This is a genomic window from Enterobacter sp. DNB-S2, from assembly GCF_019443845.1.
GTDB lineage: Bacteria > Pseudomonadota > Gammaproteobacteria > Enterobacterales > Enterobacteriaceae > Enterobacter > Enterobacter asburiae_B.
This window is the reverse complement of record NZ_CP050520.1, coordinates 139,885-158,491: the sequence shown is the minus strand read 5'-3', so window position 1 is coordinate 158,491 and position 18,607 is coordinate 139,885. Positions and strand designations below refer to the sequence as shown.

The 18,607-nt window shown below is 57.9% G+C and carries 11 protein-coding genes; 4 read left to right on the top strand and 7 right to left on the bottom strand.

Annotated features, from left to right (window positions below):
• A complete protein-coding gene (gene gltB / locus HB664_RS00815) occupies nucleotides 1-4,461 on the bottom strand; it encodes a glutamate synthase large subunit (RefSeq protein ID WP_094934475.1) in 4,461 nt (1,486 codons plus the stop codon).
• Nucleotides 4,462-5,148: 687 nt separating this feature from the next.
• Here gltB and HB664_RS00810 point away from each other — a divergent pair.
• Nucleotides 5,149-6,090, top strand: coding sequence for a TIGR01212 family radical SAM protein (locus HB664_RS00810; protein WP_101744690.1), 942 nt, complete (start codon nucleotides 5,149-5,151; stop codon nucleotides 6,088-6,090).
• Here HB664_RS00810 and HB664_RS00805 read toward each other — a convergent pair.
• Complete coding sequence (locus HB664_RS00805) at nucleotides 6,070-7,572, bottom strand: helicase HerA-like C-terminal domain-containing protein (RefSeq protein ID WP_033146759.1); 1,503 nt, start codon at nucleotides 7,570-7,572, stop codon at nucleotides 6,070-6,072. The two genes, HB664_RS00810 and HB664_RS00805, sit on opposite strands and share 21 nt — an antisense overlap.
• 138 nt (nucleotides 7,573-7,710) lie before the next feature.
• Between HB664_RS00805 and HB664_RS00800 the strand changes: the two genes are divergently transcribed.
• Nucleotides 7,711-9,357: a dihydroxyacetone kinase subunit DhaK gene (locus tag HB664_RS00800; protein ID WP_045888044.1), complete on the top strand. Its 1,647-nt coding sequence runs from the start codon at nucleotides 7,711-7,713 to the stop codon at nucleotides 9,355-9,357.
• Between the two features lie 92 nt (nucleotides 9,358-9,449).
• Here HB664_RS00800 and HB664_RS00795 read toward each other — a convergent pair whose 3' ends face one another.
• The 5 genes from HB664_RS00795 to pepA form a co-directional block, all read right to left on the bottom strand.
• On the bottom strand, nucleotides 9,450-10,469 hold the full coding sequence (locus tag HB664_RS00795; RefSeq protein ID WP_033146757.1) for an NAD(P)-dependent alcohol dehydrogenase: 1,020 nt from the start codon (nucleotides 10,467-10,469) through the stop codon (nucleotides 9,450-9,452).
• Nucleotides 10,470-10,552: 83 nt separating this feature from the next.
• A complete protein-coding gene (locus tag HB664_RS00790; RefSeq protein ID WP_039260409.1) occupies nucleotides 10,553-11,056 on the bottom strand; it encodes a GNAT family N-acetyltransferase in 504 nt (167 codons plus the stop codon).
• A gap of 123 nt (nucleotides 11,057-11,179) precedes the next feature.
• Nucleotides 11,180-14,035, bottom strand: coding sequence for a valine--tRNA ligase (locus HB664_RS00785; protein WP_033146755.1), 2,856 nt, complete (start codon nucleotides 14,033-14,035; stop codon nucleotides 11,180-11,182).
• Nucleotides 14,035-14,478, bottom strand: coding sequence for a DNA polymerase III subunit chi (gene holC / locus HB664_RS00780; protein ID WP_008502815.1), 444 nt, complete (start codon nucleotides 14,476-14,478; stop codon nucleotides 14,035-14,037). The genes HB664_RS00785 and holC overlap by 1 nt, the downstream gene beginning before the upstream one ends.
• Before the next feature lie 86 nt (nucleotides 14,479-14,564).
• A complete protein-coding gene (gene pepA, locus HB664_RS00775) occupies nucleotides 14,565-16,076 on the bottom strand; it encodes a leucyl aminopeptidase (RefSeq protein ID WP_023309366.1) in 1,512 nt (503 codons plus the stop codon).
• Between the two features lie 266 nt (nucleotides 16,077-16,342).
• Here pepA and lptF point away from each other — a divergent pair, with 266 nt between their 5' ends.
• Both lptF and lptG read left to right on the top strand, forming a co-directional pair.
• Nucleotides 16,343-17,443 carry an LPS export ABC transporter permease LptF gene (lptF, locus tag HB664_RS00770; protein ID WP_024906345.1) on the top strand — a complete coding sequence of 367 codons (1,101 nt, stop codon included), beginning with the start codon at nucleotides 16,343-16,345 and terminating at the stop codon, nucleotides 17,441-17,443.
• Nucleotides 17,443-18,525 (top strand): LPS export ABC transporter permease LptG, encoded by a 1,083-nt coding sequence (gene lptG / locus HB664_RS00765; protein ID WP_219940271.1) that lies wholly within the window; start codon nucleotides 17,443-17,445, stop codon nucleotides 18,523-18,525. The genes lptF and lptG overlap by 1 nt, the downstream gene beginning before the upstream one ends.
• Nucleotides 18,526-18,607 lie beyond the last annotated feature (82 nt).

Sequence of the window (18,607 nt, the reverse complement as noted above, 5' to 3'; positions counted from 1 at the left end):
TTACTGCGCCTGCACGCGCAGCTCTGCTGCGCTACGACTACGGTGACCCAACAGGGCTTTAACATCGCTGGACTTCGGCTTAACCAGCGCGAATTTCGCAGAGAACGCTGGCCAGTTCGCCAGGATCTCTTCGCCGCGCGAAGAACCGGTATGCTGCACGTGTTCGGTAATCAAACCGCGCAGGTGTTCTTCATGGATAGCCAGCGTATCAACGTCCAGCACTTCCACCAGCTCCGGGTTCACGCGTTTGCGGAACTCACCGTCTTCATCCAGGACGTACGCAAAACCGCCCGTCATGCCCGCGCCGAAGTTCACGCCGGTTTTACCCAGAACGCAAACAATCCCGCCCGTCATGTATTCACAACCGTTATCGCCAATGCCTTCCACCACGGTGATAGCACCGGAGTTACGCACCGCAAAACGCTCGCCCGCACGGCCTGCTGCAAACAGACGACCTCCGGTCGCGCCGTACAGGCAGGTGTTACCGATGATGCTGGCTTCATGGCTGCGGAAGGCTGAGCCGACCGGAGGACGCACCGCCAGCAGACCGCCCGCCATGCCTTTACCGACGTAGTCGTTGGCATCGCCGGTCAGGTACAGCTCAACGCCGCCTGCGTTCCATACGCCGAAGCTCTGACCCGCGGTACCGCTGAAGTGCGCGGTAATCGGATCCGCTGCCAGCCCCTGGTCACCGTGCGTCTGCGCGATATAACCGGAGAGGGAGGCGCCCACGGAGCGGTCGGTGTTGCGGATATCAAACCAGAACGTTTTGCTCTGCTTGTCGTCCACGTACGGTTTCGCCTGCTGCAGCAGCTGCGCGTTCAGCACGCCGTTATCGAACGGCGGGTTGTTCTCGGTGCAGTAGACCGCTTTGCCAGGGTGCGGCTGCGCGGTTTCCAGCAGCTTAGACAGCTCAAGCTTCTGTTGCTTCGCGGTGAAGCCTTCCAGCTCTTTCAGCAGGTCAGTGCGGCCAATCAGGTCCACCAGACGCTTCACGCCCAGCTGCGCCATCAGCTCGCGGGTTTCGCGGGCGATGAAGTCAAAGTAGTTGGTCACTTTGAACGGCAGACCGTGATAGTGGTTCTTACGCAGCTTCTCGTCCTGGGTAGCCACGCCGGTTGCGCAGTTGTTCAGGTGGCAAATACGCAGGTATTTACAGCCGAGCGCAACCATTGGGCCGGTACCGAAGCCGAAGCTTTCCGCGCCGAGGATCGCCGCTTTGATGATGTCGAGGCCGGTTTTCAGGCCACCGTCCACCTGCAGACGGATCTTGTGACGCAGGCCGTTCGCCACCAGCGCCTGCTGGGTTTCCACCAGGCCAAGCTCCCACGGGCAGCCCGCATATTTCACGGAGGAGAGCGGGCTTGCGCCGGTGCCGCCGTCATAGCCGGCGATGGTGATGAGATCCGCATAGGCTTTCGCCACGCCAGTAGCGATGGTGCCGACGCCCGGTTCGGAAACCAGCTTCACGGAGATCATCGCCTTCGGGTTGACCTGCTTCAGGTCGAAAATCAGCTGCGCTAAGTCCTCGATAGAGTAGATATCGTGGTGCGGCGGCGGGGAGATCAGCGTCACGCCCGGCACGGAATAGCGCAGTTTGGCGATGTACGGGGTAACTTTATCACCCGGCAGCTGGCCGCCTTCGCCCGGTTTAGCACCCTGAGCGACTTTAATCTGGATTACGTCGGCGTTGACCAGGTACGCAGGCGTCACGCCAAAGCGACCGGATGCCACCTGCTTGATACGGGACACTTTGTTGGTGCCGTAACGCGCCGGGTCTTCACCGCCTTCGCCGGAGTTGGAGTTACCGCCGATGCTGTTCATGGCTTCCGCCAGCGCTTCGTGGGCTTCCGGGCTCAGCGCGCCGATGGACATCGCCGCGGTATCGAAGCGTTTGAACAGTTCGGATGCAGGCTCAACGTCGTCAATGCTGACCGCTTCATCGCCCGGATTGAGGGCAATGAGGTCGCGCAGCGTTGCCGCCGGACGGTTGTTTACCAGCTCAGCGTACTGCTGGTAATCGCTGTATTCACCGCTCTGAACCGCCTGCTGCAGCGTGCGCACCACGTCCGGGTTATAGGCATGATACTCGCCGCCATGAACGTATTTCAGCAGACCGCCCTGATCCAGCGGCTTACGTGCCAGCCAGGCGCGTTTGGACAGGTTCACCAGATCCTGCTGGAAGTCAGCAAAACCGGCACCGCCGATGCGGCTGACCACGCCCTGGAAGCAGAGGTTGGCGACCTCGTCATGCAGGCCGACTGCTTCAAACAGCTTCGAACAGCGGTAGGAGGCAATGGTCGAGATGCCCATTTTGGACATGATCTTGTACAGGCCTTTGTTGATGCCGTTACGGTAGTTCAGCATCACCGCGCGGTAATCTTTGTCGATCGCGCGGGTATCCACCAGGCGTGCCAGCGTTTCGTAGGCCAGATACGGGTAGATCGCCGTCGCGCCGAAGCCTAACAGCACGGCAAAGTGGTGCGGGTCGCGGGCGCTGGCGGTTTCAACAATGATGTTGGCGTCGCAGCGCAGGCTCTTGTCGACCAGACGCGTCTGGATAGCGCCAACTGCCATCGGGGCAGGAACCGGCAGACGGTTTTTCGCAATATTGCGGTCGGACAGCACCAGCAGAACGGTACCGTTACGCACCATCTGTTCGGCTTTGTCACACAGCGCATTCACCGTCTCTTCGAGGCTCGCTTCGGTCACGTCGAAGGTAATATCGAGCGTGTCGGCGCGGTAGTGCTCCTCTTTCATGGTGGTGAGCTGTTTGAAATCGGAGTACAGCAGGATCGGCGATTTAAAGGTCAGACGGTGCGCCTGGCCTTCGGCCTCGCAGAAGACGTTCATCTCGCGACCGATGCTGGTAGCCAGCGACATCACGTGCGCTTCGCGCAGCGGGTCGATCGGCGGGTTGGTCACCTGCGCGAACTGCTGGCGGAAGTAATCGTAAATGATGCGCGGCTGGCTGGAGAGTACGGCAAACGGGGTGTCATCACCCATGGAGCCGACCGCTTCCTGGCCGTTTTCACCGAGTACACGAATAACAGAGTCCAGCTCTTCCGCGCTGTAGTTAAACTGTTTCTGGAAGCTTGCAAGCGTATCGTCGTCCAGTTCGCGGCGACCCACTTCTTCATCCGATAAATCTTCGAACGGCACGAGGCGACGGACGTTTTTCTCCATCCACTCTTTGTACGGATGGCGGCTTTTCAGGTCGTGATCGGTTTCGGCAGAGTGCAGAATGCGCCCGCCGCGGGTGTCGATCACCATCAGCTCGCCCGGGCCGACGCGGCCTTTCTCGACCACTTCGTCAGGCTGGTAATCCCAGATACCGACTTCAGAGGCGCAGGTGATGAGCTTGTCTTTGGTGATAACGTAGCGCGCCGGACGCAGACCGTTACGGTCCAGGTTACAGGCGGCGAAGCGGCCGTCGGACATGACGATGCCCGCCGGGCCGTCCCACGGCTCCATGTGCATGGAGTTAAAGTCGAAGAACGCGCGCAGCTCAGGGTCCATATCCGGGTTGTTCTGCCAGGCCGGTGGCACGAGCAGACGCATGGCGCGCACGATGTCCATCCCGCCCGCCAGCAGCAGTTCCAGCATGTTATCCATGGAGCTGGAGTCAGAGCCGGTTTCGTTCACGAACGGCGCGGCATCGTGCAGATCGGGGATCAGCGGCGTCTGGAACTTATAGGTACGGGCGCGGGCCCACTGGCGGTTACCGGTGATGGTGTTGATCTCGCCGTTGTGCGCCAGGTAGCGGAACGGCTGAGCCAGCGGCCAGCGTGGAACGGTGTTGGTGGAGAAGCGCTGGTGGAACAGGCAAATGGCCGATTCCAGACGCAGGTCCGCCAGGTCCAGGTAGAAGCGCGGCAGGTCAGCCGGCATACACAGACCCTTATAGATGTTCACCAGGTTAGAGAGGCTACAAACGTAGAACTCTTTATCGTCCTGGAGACGTTTTTCAATGCGGCGGCGGGCGATAAACAGACGGCGTTCCATATCACGCGGACGCCAGCCCGCAGGCGCGTTGACGAAAATCTGTTCAATGCGAGGCAGCGAGGAGAGGGCGATTTCACCGAGCACCCCTTCGTTGGTTGGCACATTGCGCCAGCCGACAATCGACAGGGTTTCACGCTGAAGTTCTTCTTCGACGATGCGGCGTGAGGCAGCAGCCTTTTCAGGATCCTGATTCAGGAACAGCATGCCGACAGCGTAGTTTTTGGCTAAACGCCAGCCGCGCTCTTCCGCCACGATGCGGAAGAAACGATCCGGTTTTTGCAGCAGCAGGCCGCAACCGTCGCCGGTTTTACCATCGGCAAGAATAGCGCCACGGTGCTGCATTCGGGCCAGTGCGTGAATAGCAGTACGCACTACCTTGTGGCTAGGTTCGCCTTCTATGTGGGCGATCAGGCCGAAACCACAGTTATCCTTCTCAAGGGATTTATCGTACAACATATCAGTGAACCTCCCCAGGCTCGTCGGGCTTCCCACTGAACTTTACCGTGGCGCACAGGCACAGAAAGAGCATGGCGACGGGGTTTGCGTTTCATACGCGGACCTCGCATTCGCCCTCTTTTTCATCCTTTCGCGCAGGTAAACAAGTTTGAGGACTTGCTTCAGAGGGAATCTCAATTACTGCATAAATATGATGAGCAGGCCGCTCATCCAGAAAGCTTCCAGCGGATTTCCAACTTATCGGGAATTGGTACACAGGTCAAATGGCAATCTTATTTATACAAAAATGTGCTAAAGAGCGTTTATGTCTTTGAAAGTAAATGTTATTTAACTATTTTTACATTGAATGTATGCCCTGGCAGGACGCAGCGGAGTGTGATCTGACTCACTATATGAAAGCGGTATTATCAATGTAGCGTGCTGAATAGCAGTTTTATAGCAGAATAATAATCTGGTATCGGCTGCAAACCCGCATAAACCCACTGTTTTTCAGTGGTGGCGCTATAAATGAAAAAAACAATCAGAACATAAGGAAAAGTAATCACGAATGGCGTGAATGAAATTGCAGTAATCCTGAGTATTTATTCATATAGATAAAGGCCGTCCGGGACGATTGATCCAGGTCATCGCCGACAGAGGCTAAAAGTGGCAGGCTTGTCCCCTTTCTCCGGGACGGTCTATCAGATTATGCAGTTACAGAAATTAGTCAATATGTTTGGTGGGGATCTTTTGCAGCGGTACGGGCAAAAGGTTCATAAGCTGACGCTGCACGGCGGGTTTAGCTGCCCGAATCGCGATGGCACCATCGGGCGCGGCGGCTGCACCTTCTGTAACGTTGCGTCCTTTGCTGACGAAGCCCAGCAGCATAAATCTATCGCTGAACAGCTTGCCCATCAGGCGAGCCTGGTGAACCGCGCGAAGCAGTATCTGGCCTATTTTCAGGCCTACACCAGCACGTGGGCGGAGGTGCAGGTGCTGCGCTCTATGTATCAGCAGGCCGTCAGCCAGGCTAACATCGTTGGGCTGTGCGTGGGCACGCGCCCGGACTGCGTACCGGACGCGGTGCTGGACCTGCTCAGCGAGTACAAAGAACAAGGCTACGAGATCTGGCTGGAGCTGGGCTTGCAGACCGCGCACGACAAAACCCTGCACCGTATTAACCGTGGCCATGATTTCGCCTGCTACCAGCGCACCACGCGCCTGGCCCGCGAGCGTGGGCTGAAGGTCTGCTCGCATCTGATTGTCGGCTTGCCGGGTGAAGGGCAGCAGCACGGCCTGGAGACGCTGGAAAAGGTGGTTGAGACCGGCGTGGACGGCATTAAGCTGCACCCGCTGCATATCGTTACGGGAAGCATTATGGCGAAAGCCTGGGAAGCCGGACGGTTAAGCGGTATTGAGCTTGAGGACTATACGGTGACGGCGGGGGAGATGATTCGCCACACCCCGCCGGAAATTGTTTACCACCGCATCTCCGCCAGCGCCCGCCGTCCAACGCTTCTGGCACCGCTATGGTGTGAGAACCGCTGGACGGGGATGGTGGAAATCGACCGCTATCTGCAGGAGAACGGCGTACAGGGCTCAGCGCTTGGTCGTCCGTGGGTTCCCCGTCTACCGGCGACGGCCGCCTAACAGACTTCCCAGCATGCCGCGCACTATCTGATTGGTGACCTGCCGCGCCGCGCTTTTCGCCATGGTCTGTACCACGCCGTCGCGCTTGCCGCCGCGCGGCCCGGTGCTGCCGAACAGGATGTCTTTGAGCCCCCCGAGAATACCGTCATCCACGGCGACGGACTGTCCTTTAGCGGCAGGCGCATCCTGCGACTCCGTTGTCGCCTGCACCCCTTTTTGCAGCATCTCGAACGCGGACTCGCGATCAACCTCGTCTTCGTACTTTCCGTAAACCGGAGAGTGGTTAATCAGGCCGTTACGTTCATCGTCGGTAACGGGCCCCATGCGCGAGCAGGGCGCGATCACCATGGCGCGTTCCACCACGGACGGGCTGCCCTTCGCATCCAGGAACGAGATCAGCGCTTCACCGGTGCCTAACGCCTGAATCGCCGCTTCGGTATCAAAGGCAGGGTTGGCGCGCATGGTCTGCGCGGCGGCTTTCACCGCTTTCTGATCCTTCGGCGTAAAGGCGCGCAGGGCGTGCTGCACGCGGTTACCGAGCTGGCCGAGAACGTTATCCGGAATGTCCGACGGGTTTTGCGAGACAAACCAGACGCCAACGCCTTTGGAGCGGATCAGGCGAATGACCTGTTCAATCTTATCCAGCAAGACCTGCGGCGCGTCGTTAAACAGAAGGTGCGCTTCGTCGAAGAAGAAGACCAGCTTCGGTTTTTCCAGATCGCCCGCTTCGGGTAACTGTTCGTACAGTTCGGAGAGCATCCACAGCAGGCTGGCGGCGTAGAGCTTTGGCATCTGGTAGAGCTTCTCGGAGCTCAGAATGTTGATGATGCCTTTGCCGCTGCTGTCGGTGCGCATCCAGTCTTTGATATCCAGCATCGGCTCGCCGAAGAAGTGCTCGGCGCCCTGTTGCTCCAGCGTCAGTAACCCGCGCTGAATGGCACCCACCGAGGCGCTGCTGATATTGCCGTACTGGTTCTGGAAGGATTTGGCGTTATCGCCGATGTACTGGGTAATGGCGCGCAGATCTTTGAAATCAAGCAGCAGCAGCCCCTGATCGTCGGCAATGCGGAAGATAATATTCAGCACGCCGGACTGCACGTCGTTGAGGTTAAGCAGACGGGCCAGCAGCAGCGGGCCGAGATCGGAGACGGTAGCGCGCACCGGGTGGCCTTTCTCACCAAAGATATCCCACACTACCACCGGATTGTTATGCGGCGTCCAGTCCGTGATGCCAATATTCTTCAGCCGTTCGAGCAGTTTCTCAGAGGCCGTACCTTCCTGAGCCACACCGGTTAAATCGCCTTTCACGTCAGCCATAAAGACCGGTACGCCAATCTCCGAAAGCGACTCCGCCAGCTTTTGCAGGGTGACGGTTTTCCCCGTCCCGGTCGCTCCGGTGATGAGACCGTGGCGGTTCGCCATCGAGGGCAGTAAATACAGCTCTTTTTCCAGCGTCCTGGCAATTAACAATGGTGTACTCATGATGCGCTTCCTCTCTTTGTCCTGGGGGGAGTATAGGCAATCTGGCCGCAATTTGGTTGAGTAAATTCCTGACTTTGCGGCGCATTATCCAGCGCGGACTATGCTTTTGCATACGGTTCACAAAAATAGTGGGAAACGATGTCCAGATTCTTCTTTAACGATCGCAAACAGCTGGTCAACGATGCCATTGAAGGCATACTGCTTTCTGCGCCACACGCAAACCTCGTCAAACTTGATATCGATCCGGCCATCAGGATCGTCGCACGCGGCGACTGGGACAAAAGCCGCGTGGCGGTGATCTCCGGCGGCGGCTCAGGCCACGAACCCGCGCACGCCGGGTTTGTTGGCAAAGGGATGCTGACGGCGGCAGTGTGTGGCGATCTGTTTGCCTCGCCGAGCGTGGATGCGGTGCTGAACGCCATTGTGGCGGTCACGGGCGATCGCGGCTGTCTGCTGATCGTCAAAAACTACACCGGCGATCGCCTGAACTTTGGTCTGGCGGCAGAAAAGGCCAAACGCTACGGCCTGAAGGTGGAGATGGCGATCGTGGCGGACGATATCGCGCTGCCGGATAACAAACAGCCGCGCGGTATTGCCGGTACGGCACTGGTGCACAAGATTGCGGGCTATGCGGCGGAGCACGGTAAATCGCTAAGCGAGGTGCGGGATATTGCGCAACAGGCCTGCGATAACCTCTGGAGCCTGGGCGTTGCGATGCAAACGTGCAACCTGCCGGGCAGCGACGAGGAAGAGGGGCGCATTAAGCAGGGCCATGTCGAGCTGGGGCTGGGCATTCACGGCGAGCCCGGTGCTTCCGTCGTGGATACGCAGAACAGTAAAGCCATTATCGACACGCTGGTGACGCCGTTACGCGCGCAGGCGGGAGAAGGGCGGTTTGCGGTATTGATTAACAATCTCGGCGGCGTATCGGCGCTGGAGATGGCGCTGCTGACCAAAGAGCTGGCGCATTCGGCGCTGAAAGAGGAGATCGCGTACCTGATAGGCCCCGCGCCGCTGGTGAGCGCGCTGGACATGAAGGGCTTTTCGCTCACGCTGCTGAAGCTTAATGACTTCTTTGAAAAGGCGATTCACGCCGAGGTCGAAACGCTGGGCTGGCAGAAGCCCGTGGCGTTTGCGCCACTGCGCACCGTGGCGCATACCGCCATTCACGATCGCGTGGAATACACTCCGTCGGACAATCTGCGGGTGGGCGAGTATGTCTCCTCGGTGACGAAAACGCTGCTCCAGCTGGAAAACCGACTGAACGCGCTGGATGCCAAAGTGGGCGACGGCGATACCGGCTCCACTTTTGCGCAAGGGGCGCGGGATATTGCGCAGCGTCTGGAGGATCGCAAGCTCCCGCTTGATAACGTATCGACGCTGCTGTTGCTGGTGGGCGAGCGGCTGGCGACGGTGATGGGCGGATCGAGCGGGGTGCTGATGTCGATCTTCTTCACCGCGGCCGGGCAAAAGCTTCACGATGGTCAGCCGCTGCCCGAGGCATTGCTCAGCGGGCTGGCGCAGATGAAGCAGTACGGTGGGGCAGATCTAGGCGATCGTACCCTGATCGACGCACTGCAGCCGGCGCTTGAAGCATTGAAGAATGGCGATCTTCAGGCAGCGGCGAAGGCAGCACAGCACGGTGCCGAAGCAACGGCGAAAATGGCGAAAGCCGGTGCGGGGCGCTCGTCGTATGTGAATAAAGAGAATCTGGATGGGGTAATGGATCCCGGTGCGGTCGCGGTGGCTGAGGTGTTTAAGGCCATGGTAGATGCAAAACGGTAACGACCGTTACCGTTTTTAGTGTGTGCGCCCTCTCCCTGTGGGAGAGGGTTGGGGTGAGGGCATCAGGCCGCACATTCCCCGCCAATGTCACATCAAAAATCCGCTTTCAACACCACGCGGTAGCGGGCTTTGCCGTCACGCACGTGCTGGATCGCTTCGTTGATTTTCGACATCGGATACAGTTCGGTGGTCGGCGCCACTTTGGTGCGTCCGGCAAACTTCATCAGCTTGCGCAACTCAAACGGCGTACCGGTCGCGGAGCCTGACACGCTGCGATCCCCGCCGATCAGGGTAAACGCCGGAACCGGCAGCGGCTTCATCACGGCACCTACGGTGTGGAAGTTACCGCCGTAGGCCAGCGCCTCAAAGTACGGCTGCCAGTTGAGATCGACGTTAACGGTGTTGATGATCAGGTCAAACTGCCCAGCCAGCGCGTTCAGCGCGTCAGGATCGCGGCTGTTCACCACTTTATCCGCACCCATCGCCAGCACTTCTTTCTCTTTCGCCGGGTTGGAGCTGAACGCCGTGACTTCACAGCCCATCGCGTGCAGCAGCTTGATGGCGATATGCCCCAGGCCGCCAATACCAATGACGCCCACGCGGCTGGTGGCGGTGATGTGGTGCATCAGCAGAGGTTTGAAGACGGTGATACCGCCGCACAGCAGCGGACCTGCGGATTCGATATCAATGCTGTCCGGCAGCGGGATCACCCATTGCCAGTCGGCGCGCAGTTTGTCGGCAAAACCGCCCTTGTTCAGAATAGTGGGAACGGCGCCCTCGAGGCAGTTGATCTGATTGCCGCTGATACAGGCGTCACAGTGACCACAGCTGCGTGCCGTCCAGCCAATGCCCACGCGTTGGCCTACCTTCAGCCCTTTGTCCTGCGCGGCGCTACCGAGCGCCACGACGCGGCCAATGACTTCGTGCCCGGCAACCAGCGGATAGCTCGAGAAGCCCCATTCGTTATCGATCATCGAGAGATCCGAGTGGCAGATCCCGCAGTAATCAACCTGTACTTCGACGTCTTCTGCTTTTAGTTCGCCCGCATCGTACTCGTACAGCTCAAGTTCTGCACCCGCCTGCGGTGCGGCGTAGCTTTTTATCTTCGACATCGTGTTTCCCCCGTTGTGGTGTGAACTGAGAGTGTAGAGCATTCAGTTTACAGCCGCTTAACAGAAGAGGGCAGGAACGAAACTTACAGACTTTTCAGCATCCTGACTTCGCAATCAACGTGGCCGGTACAGCCCAGCGGCGCATCGATATGCTCAAAGCCCAGATGTTCATACAGGCCGATGGCCTCTTTGAGGAAAGCGGTGGTTTCCAGGTAGCAGCGGGTAAAACCCTGCTTGCGCGCGTGGTCCAGCGCCATCAGCGCCAGCTTTTTCGCCAGCCCTTGCCCGCGCGCCGTTGGCAGAAAATACATTTTCTGCAGCTCACAGATATCCGGCTCGCTGCAGCTGAGGGGCGCCACGCCGCCGCCGCCCACAACCTGACCGTTCTGCTCGATTACCCAGTAGGCATGCCCTGGCTGGCTGTAGAGCTGGTAAAGCTCGTCCAGGTTCGGGTCGGCAACCGTGTAGCCTTTGTCAGCCGTCAGGCCATATTCGGCAGAAACGGTGCGGATAACGGCGGCGATTGCCGGGTTATCCTGCTCAGCGATCCGGCGCATCGTCGTCGCGACGGGGGTAATCACGCTCATAGCATTACTCATTACAAAAATTGACACATAACTGCTGTTAATAGCACCGCAGAAAGGGGAGTGCAAGCGAGGAGTTTTCAGGAAGGATACCCCTTACGCCCTGAAGCGTAAGGGGTAAAAGCATTACAGGGCTGCGATAACCGCCTGCTGCTCGATCAGCTTGGTCTTCGCATCGGCGAAGGCAACCAGACGCTCGCGCTCTTTCGCGATGACCGCTTCCGGCGCGCGGGCGACAAAGCCTTCGTTCGCCAGCTTGCTTTCGATTTTGCCAATTTCCACGTCGACTTTTGCCACTTCTTTCGCCAGACGAGCCAGCTCGGCGTCTTTGTCGATCAGGCCCGCCATCGGGATCAGCAGCTCGGCGCCGTCGATGATTTTGGTCACGGAAACCGGACCTTTGTCATCCGCAGGCAGCACGGTGATGCTTTCCAGACGCGCCATGGTTTTCAGGAAGGTGTTGTTCTCGGCGACGCGACGAACGGCAGCCTCGCTGCAGCCACGCAGCAGCAGCTCCAGCGGTTTGCCTGGGGCGATGTTCATTTCAGCACGGATGTTACGTACCGCAACGATCGCCTGTTTCAGCCACTCGGTATCCGCGGACGCCGCTTCATCAACCTTGGCCGCATCGAATTCCGGGAACGGCTGCAGCATGATGGTATCGGCGTTGATGCCTGCAATCACCTTCACGCGCTGCCAGATGGTTTCGGTGATGAATGGAATGACCGGATGCGCCAGGCGCAGCAGACCTTCCAGAACGGTAATCAGCGTGTTGCGCGTGCCGCGCAGCTCCGCCTCAGTGCCGCCGTTCATCACCGGCTTCGCCAGCTCCAGATACCAGTCGCAGAACTGGTTCCAGGTGAATTCATACAGAATGCCCGCCGCGATATCGAAGCGGTAGCTGTCCAGCGCCTCGCGGAACGCTTTCACCGTCTGGTTGAATTCCGCCAGGATCCAGCGGTCTGCCAGAGACAGCGTCATCTCGCCGCCGTTGAAGCCGCAATCCTGATCTTCGGTATTCATCAGCACGAAACGGCTGGCGTTCCACAGTTTGTTACAGAAGTTACGGTAACCTTCCAGACGCTTCATGTCCCAGTTGATGTCACGACCGGTTGAGGCCAGTGCCGCCAGGGTGAAGCGCAGGGCGTCGGTACCGTGAGACTCGATCCCGTTCGGGAACTGCTTCTCGGTGCGCTTGCGGATTTTCTCAGCCAGCTGCGGCTGCATCATGTTGCCGGTACGTTTTTCCAGCAGATCTTCCAGAGAGATACCGTCAACCATATCCAGCGGGTCAATCACGTTCCCCTTGGACTTGGACATCTTCTGGCCTTCGTCGTCGCGGATCAGACCGGTCATGTAGACGGTATGGAACGGAACCTGCGGCTTGCCGTCTTCGTCTTTGATGAAGTGCATGGTCATCATGATCATGCGGGCAATCCAGAAGAAGATAATGTCGAAGCCGGAGACCATCACGCTGGTTGGGTGGAACTGACGCAGCGCGTCGGTGTTTTCTGGCCAGCCGAGGGTGGAGAAGGTCCACAGCGCGGAGGAGAACCAGGTGTCCAGCACGTCTTCGTCCTGACGCAGCGCAATGTCCGCGCTCAGGTTGTTTTCCTGACGCACTTCGTCTTCGCTACGGCCAACGTAAACGTTGCCTTCGTTGTCGTACCACGCCGGAATACGGTGACCCCACCACAGCTGACGAGAGATACACCAGTCCTGAATGTCGCGCATCCAAGAGAAGTACATGTTTTCGTACTGCTTCGGCACGAACTGAATGCTGCCGTTTTCAACCGCTTCGACAGCCGGTTTCGCCAGCACGTCGGCACGCACGTACCACTGGTCGGTCAGCATTGGCTCGATAACCACGCCGCCACGGTCGCCGTACGGCACGGTCAGATCGTGAGGTTTGATCTCTTCCAGCAGGCCGAGCGCGTCAACGGCAGCCACGATGGCTTTACGCGCGGCAAAACGCTCCAGCTTCTGGAACTCAGCCGGGATGTCGCTGGAGTAAACGTCGGATTCGTTGCCTTTGGTGTCGTACACTTCTGCGCTTTCGCGGATATCACCGTCGAAGGTCAGAATGTTGATCATCGGCAGGGCGTGACGACGGCCGACTTCATAGTCGTTGAAGTCGTGCGCCGGGGTGATTTTTACGCAGCCGGTGCCTTTTTCCATGTCGGCGTGTTCGTCGCCCACAATCGGAATACGGCGGTTTACCAGCGGCAGCACCACGAATTTGCCGATCAGATCTTTATAACGCGGATCTTCCGGGTTAACGGCCACGCCGGTATCGCCCAGCAGGGTTTCCGGACGGGTCGTTGCAACCACCAGGTAATCTTTACCGTCGGCGGTTTTTGCGCCATCGGCCAGCGGATAGCGGATGTGCCACATGGAGCCTTTAGACTCGCGGTTTTCCACTTCCAGGTCAGAGATGGCGGTGCGCAGTTTTGGATCCCAGTTTACCAGGCGTTTGCCGCGGTAAATCAGGTCTTCTTTGTACAGGCGGACGAAGACTTCTTTAACGGCGTTGGACAGGCCTTCGTCCATGGTGAAGCGCTCGCGCTCCCAGTCCACGGAGTTGCCGAGACGGCGCATCTGACGGGTAATGGTGCCGCCGGATTCCGCCTTCCACTGCCAGATTTTGTCGATGAACGCGTCGCGACCGTAGTCGTGGCGGGTTTTTCCTTCTTCAGCGGCAATTTTACGCTCAACCACCATCTGGGTCGCGATACCCGCGTGGTCAGTCCCCGCCTGCCACAGGGTGTTTTTACCCTGCATACGCTGGTAGCGGATCATGGTGTCCATGATGGTCTGCTGGAAAGCATGACCCATATGCAAACTGCCGGTGACGTTCGGCGGCGGGATCATGATGCAGAAGGACTCTTTGCTTTCGTCGCCGTTAGGCTTGAAATAGCCCTGCTGTTCCCAGTGCTCGTAAAGCGGCTGTTCGATATCGCGTGGGTTATATGTCTTTTCCATTATTTCCAGGTTGCCGTATTCAGGTTAAAACCAGCCAGGCGGTACGCTTTATAGCGTTCGCGCGCCAGTTGTTTTAAAGATTCTTCGTAAGGGACAAAGTCTACCACTTCTGTGAAAGCGGTGGCAAAATCTGCAAAATCTATCCGCAGGCTAATCAGAATATCGCGCGCGCTGCTGTTGCGCTTTTGCGGCCAGGCAATTTCAACCGGTGCACCGCCGCGCGGGCCTTCGCCCGACAGATTATGCGGCACAAAACTCTCCGGGGGGCGCGCCCACAGCGCTTCATCCAGGCGAATCGCCTGCTGTTCATCTTCACAGGCAATCAGAACGCGTTTACCTGCGCGCCAACGTTCTGCGGCAATTTCACACACCAGCTGTTCTACGGCGCTGAGGCCATCCTGATGGGTGTCGTTGTCCAGAAGGTAGAACGTTGCATTCTTCATATATGGGGCTTCTTGTGCTCACTTTAAATGCTTAAGCCGGGTGGCGGCTTCGCCTTACCCGGCCTACGGTTTACTGCCGTTTTGACTTACTCGTCGCCGTTAAAACCTGCGCGGTTCAGCAGGAACTGCGACAGCAGCGCCACTGGACGGCCGGTTGCGCCTTTGGCTTTACCGGATCGCCATGCGGTGCCCGCGATATCCAGGTGTGCCCAGTTGTACTTGCGGGTGAAGCGTGCCAGGAAGCAGCCCGCGGTGATCGCCCCGCCAGGACGTCCGCCAATGTTCGCCATATCCGCAAAGTTAGACTCAAGCTGATCCTGATACTCGTCACCCAGCGGCAGACGCCATGCGCGGTCCCCGGCCTGCTCTGAGGCACCAATAAGCTCGTGCGCCAGAGGATTGTGGTTCGACATCAGGCCGGTGATATGGTGACCCAGCGCAATCACACAGGCTCCGGTGAGGGTAGCGACGTCAATCACCGCTTCCGGCTCGAAGCGCTCAACATAGGTCAGCACGTCACACAGCACCAGACGGCCTTCGGCGTCGGTGTTCAGCACTTCAACGGTCTGGCCGGACATGGTGGTCAGAACGTCACCCGGACGATAGGCGCGCCCGCCAGGCATGTTTTCGCAGCCCGCCAGTACGCCGATCACGTTGATAGGCAACTGCAGTTCCGCGACCATGCGCATCACGCCGTAAACCGCCGCCGCACCGCACATGTCGTACTTCATCTCATCCATGCCTTCGGCAGGCTTGATGGAGATACCGCCGGAGTCGAAGGTCAGGCCTTTACCGACGAGCACAATCGGGCGCGCGTCTTCGGACGGATTGCCTTTGTACTCGATGACGGACATCAGGGATTCGTTCTGCGAGCCGTTACCGACCGCCAGGTAAGAGTGCATCCCCAACTCTTTCATCTGCTGTTCGCCGATGACGCGGGTAATGACGTTTTTGCTGTAGGCGTCGGCCAGCTGACGCGCCTGAGAGGCCAGGTATGCCGCGTTACAGATGTTAGGCGGCATGTTGCCGAGATCTTTGGCCGCTTTAATGCCGGCCGCGATCGCCAGACCGTGCTGGATCGCGCGTTCGCCGCTGGTCAGCTCGCGACGGGTTGGCACGTTAAAGACCATTTTACGCAGCGGACGACGCGGCTCGCTTTTATTGGTCTTCAGCTGATCGAAGCTGTACAGGCTCTCTTTTGCCGTTTCAACCGCCTGACGCACTTTCCAGTAGGTGTTACGCCCTTTAACGTGCAGCTCCGTCAGGAAGCATACGGCTTCCATTGAGCCAGTATCATTCAGCGTATTGATTGTTTTCTGAATCACCTGCTTATACTGACGTTCATCCAGCTCGCGTTCTTTGCCGCAGCCAATCAGCAGAATACGTTCTGACAGTACGTTCGGAACATGGTGCAGTAACAGCGTCTGCCCAGGTTTGCCTTCCAGTTCGCCACGGCGCAGCAGGGCGCTAATATAGCCGTCACTGATTTTATCGAGTTGCTCGGCGATCGGGGAGAGTCGGCGTGGTTCAAAGACGCCCACAACGATGCAGGCACTCCGCTGTTTCTCCGGGCTACCGCTTTTTACACTGAACTCCATGCACTACGCTCCTGAATCTTAAAGACAACGGCGGCAGCTACGGATAGAATTGAAACCTTTCGTAACTCATGTCCGCTGTTGTGGTGACTTCGTGTTAATCTTACGTTACTACGGTTTCGACACGTCAGAAAAAGTCCTGAAGCGTGAATCCGCCGGATGTTTTAATCTTAGCGATGATTTCGACGACTCAAGAGAATAAATGACGTTTAAGCCATGAAACAAGCGATTTTCCAGCAAAGAGACGGGTTTTTACGGGCGTATTTAAAGTGATAATCATAAGATATCTGGTGCGGGAGACGCTCAAAAGCCAACTGGCGATCCTCTTCATCCTGCTGCTGATTTTTTTCTGTCAGAAGCTGGTTAAGATCCTCGGTGCGGCCGTTGACGGCGAAATTCCAACAAATCTGGTGCTTTCCCTGCTTGGTTTAGGGATCCCGGAAATGGCGCAGCTCATCCTGCCGCTAAGTCTTTTCCTTGGCCTGCTCATGACGCTTGGGAAACTCTACACCGAGAGTGAAATCACGGTGATGCATGCCTGTGGCCTGAGCAAAGCGGTACTGGTGAAAGCGGCCATGATACTGGCGCTGTTCACGGGTATTGTCGCGGCGGTGAATGTGATGTGGGCGGGTCCCATGTCTTCCCGTCATCAGGACGAAGTGCTGGCCGAAGCGAAAGCCAACCCCGGCATGGCAGCCTTAGCCCAGGGGCAGTTCCAGCAGGCGACCGACGGCAACTCCGTGCTCTTCATTGAGAGCGTTGACGGCAGTAAATTCAACGACGTATTCCTGGCGCAGTTACGTCCCAAAGGTAACGCGCGTCCTTCCGTGGTGGTTGCAGACTCCGGCCAGCTTGCTCAGCGCAAAGATGGTTCTCAGATCGTGACGCTGAACAAAGGCACCCGTTTCGAAGGCACCGCCATGCTGCGCGACTTCCGTATTACGGATTTCCAGAACTATCAGGCCATTATCGGCCATCAGGCGGTGGCGCTCGATCCAACGGATACCGAGCAAATGGACATGCGTACCCTGTGGAATACCGATACCGACAGAGCGCGTGCTGAGTTCCACTGGCGTATTACGCTTGTCTTCACCGTGTTTATGATGGCGCTGATTGTCGTTCCGCTGAGCGTGGTGAACCCACGCCAGGGCCGCGTGCTCTCTATGCTGCCGGCGATGCTGCTTTACCTGATCTATTTCCTGCTGCAAACCTCGATTCGTTCTAACGGCGCGAAGGGTAAGCTGGACCCTATGGTCTGGACATGGTTCGTCAACAGCCTGTACATCTTACTGGCGCTGGGATTAAACCTGTGGGATACGGTGCCTGTGCGCCGCATACGTGCCCGATTCTCGCGTAAAGGAGCCATCTAATGCAGGCGTTTGGCGTTCTTGATCGCTATATCGGTAAAACCATTTTTACCACCATCATGATGACGTTGTTCATGCTGGTGTCGCTCTCCGGCATTATCAAATTTGTCGATCAGCTGAAAAAAGCCGGGCAGGGGAGCTATGACGCGATGGGCGCGGGGATGTATACCCTGCTCAGCGTGCCGAAAGATGTGCAGATCTTCTTCCCGATGGCGGCCCTGCTGGGCGCGCTGCTGGGGCTGGGGATGCTGGCGCAGCGCAGTGAGCTGGTCGTTATGCAGGCCTCGGGCTTTACCCGCATGCAGGTTGCGCTGTCGGTAATGAAAACCGCGATCCCACTGGTGCTGTTGACCATGGCGATTGGCGAGTGGGTCGCGCCGCAGGGTGAACAGATGGCGCGTAACTACCGTGCGCAGGCCATGTACGGCGGCTCGCTGCTCTCGACCCAACAAGGTTTATGGGCGAAAGACGGTAAAAACTTCGTCTACATCGAACGGGTGAAGGGGAATGATGAACTGGGTGTGGTGAGCATCTATGCTTTCGATGACCAGCGCCGTCTGGAGTCAGTCCGCCACGCCTCTTCGGCGAAATTTGACGCCGAACATAAACAGTGGCGTTTGTCCCAGGTTGATGAATCTAACCTGACCGATCCGAAACAGATCGCCGGTTCTCAGACGGTAACCGGTACGTGGAAGACCAACCTGACGCCTGACAAGCTCGGTGTTGTGGCGCTGGATCCTGACGCGCTCTCCATCAGCGGTTTGCACAACTATGTGAAATACCTGAAGTCGAGCGGGCAGGACGCAGGACGTTATCAGCTCAACATGTGGAGCAAGATCTTCCAGCCGATGTCCGTGGCGGTGATGATGCTGATGGCGCTGTCGTTTATCTTCGGCCCGTTACGCAGCGTGCCGATGGGCGTGCGCGTCGTGACCGGTATCAGTTTCGGCTTTGTGTTCTACGTGCTCGATCAGATCTTCGGTCCGTTGACGCTGGTTTATGGCATTCCGCCGATAATTGGTGCGCTGCTGCCAAGCGCCAGTTTCCTCCTGATCAGCCTCTGGCTGCTGTTGAAACGCTCCTGATTGACCTCTCCTCGCTTCCGGTTAACCGGGAGCGAGGCTAATCTCCTGTTTCACCCCGCACTTTTTCTCACAACCTTCAACG

Excerpts from the sequence above, each read along its gene's own strand:
- gltB (WP_094934475.1), bottom strand. The coding sequence starts at position 4,461 with ATGTTGTACGATAAATCCCTTGAGAAGGATAACTGTGGTTTCGGCCTG.
- HB664_RS00810 (WP_101744690.1), top strand. The coding sequence starts at position 5,149 with ATGCAGTTACAGAAATTAGTCAATATGTTTGGTGGGGATCTTTTGCAG.
- HB664_RS00805 (WP_033146759.1), bottom strand. The coding sequence starts at position 7,572 with ATGAGTACACCATTGTTAATTGCCAGGACGCTGGAAAAAGAGCTGTAT.
- HB664_RS00800 (WP_045888044.1), top strand. The coding sequence starts at position 7,711 with ATGTCCAGATTCTTCTTTAACGATCGCAAACAGCTGGTCAACGATGCC.
- HB664_RS00795 (WP_033146757.1), bottom strand. The coding sequence starts at position 10,469 with ATGTCGAAGATAAAAAGCTACGCCGCACCGCAGGCGGGTGCAGAACTT.
- HB664_RS00790 (WP_039260409.1), bottom strand. The coding sequence starts at position 11,056 with ATGAGCGTGATTACCCCCGTCGCGACGACGATGCGCCGGATCGCTGAG.
- HB664_RS00785 (WP_033146755.1), bottom strand. The coding sequence starts at position 14,035 with ATGGAAAAGACATATAACCCACGCGATATCGAACAGCCGCTTTACGAG.
- holC (WP_008502815.1), bottom strand. The coding sequence starts at position 14,478 with ATGAAGAATGCAACGTTCTACCTTCTGGACAACGACACCCATCAGGAT.
- pepA (WP_023309366.1), bottom strand. The coding sequence starts at position 16,076 with ATGGAGTTCAGTGTAAAAAGCGGTAGCCCGGAGAAACAGCGGAGTGCC.
- lptG (WP_219940271.1), top strand. The coding sequence starts at position 17,443 with ATGCAGGCGTTTGGCGTTCTTGATCGCTATATCGGTAAAACCATTTTT.